The organism is Streptomyces silaceus (assembly GCF_001419745.1).
Lineage (GTDB): Bacteria > Actinomycetota > Actinomycetes > Streptomycetales > Streptomycetaceae > Streptomyces > Streptomyces silaceus.
In genome coordinates, this window is record NZ_LIRJ01000729.1 from 1 (window position 1) to 1,036 (window position 1,036).

The 1,036-nt window shown below is 74.8% G+C and carries 1 protein-coding gene; it reads right to left on the bottom strand.

Going from position 1 to position 1,036, the window contains the following annotated elements; all coding sequences use genetic code 11:
• Positions 1-284 precede the first annotated feature (284 nt).
• A partial coding sequence (locus AOK22_RS39060) for an NmrA family NAD(P)-binding protein (protein WP_055703353.1) occupies positions 285-1,036 on the bottom strand: 752 nt, incomplete at its 5' end.

The window sequence follows — 1,036 nt, forward strand, 5'->3', positions numbered from 1 at the left end:
GGCGGTGGCGCCCGCGCGCAGGGCGTCGAGCGCGACGGTGATCAACGGCCCCAGGGCATCGGGCCCTTGGGCGCCTCCGGCGAGGGGTGGCGGGCTGCTCATGGGCGGGTCCTTCGGGTGCGCGCGTACAGGGGCACCAGCCTGTACGGCATGGGAGCCGCGCGCGGGGGGACCGCGGCGAACCGAACCCGAAAGTGGTACTGCCGTGCGGAGAAAACGTGTCGGTGAGGCGGAGGGTGCTAGGGGTGGGCTTCCGCCTCCCCCGCACCCCGGGCCCCCGTGTCTCAGGCCGCGTCGCCCTGGAAGTCGTCCTTGTGGTCGTGGGCCCATTCCTGGAAGGTGCGGGCGGGCCTGCCGGTGACGGTCTCGACGGTGGTGGTGATCTCGGGCTCGGCGCCGACGGCGGCGGCGAAGGAGTCGAGGATCGCGGGCAGCATCTGCGGCGGCACGTGCGGGAAGAGCTCGGGTCCGACCTCTTGCGGCGGTATGTCGACGTACCGCAGCGGCCGGCCGAGCGCCGCGCCGATGGCGTGGATCTGCTCCTCGGTGGTGATCGCCTCGGGTCCGGTGAGGCGGTGGACGGCGCCCCGGTGGCCGTCGTCGAGGAAGGCGCGGGCGGCGACCGCCGCGATGTCGTCCTCGTGGACGGGGGCGGTGACGGCTTTGGCGAAGGGGCCGCGGACGGTGTCGCCGGCGCGTGTCTGGGGCGCCCACTGGAGGGAGTTGGCGGCGAAGGCGCCCGGACGCAGGAGGGTCCGGTCGAAGCCCGCCTCGCGTACGGCCGTCTCCAGCGCGGTGTGGACGACGTGGATCGGGTGGGTCTCGTCGGCGCCGTCCTCGATGATGGCGGAGGAGAGGACGACGACGTGCCGGACGCCGCCGGCGCGGGCCGCCTCCAGGAGCGCGGCGGTGTGTTCGCCGTGCTCGCCGACGGCGTGCAGATGCAGGAAGAGGCCGCTCGCCCCCGGTGAACAGCGGGGCGAGGGAGGCGGGTTCGGCCGGGTCGAGGCGGGCGACGTCGGTGCCTTCGGGGAGG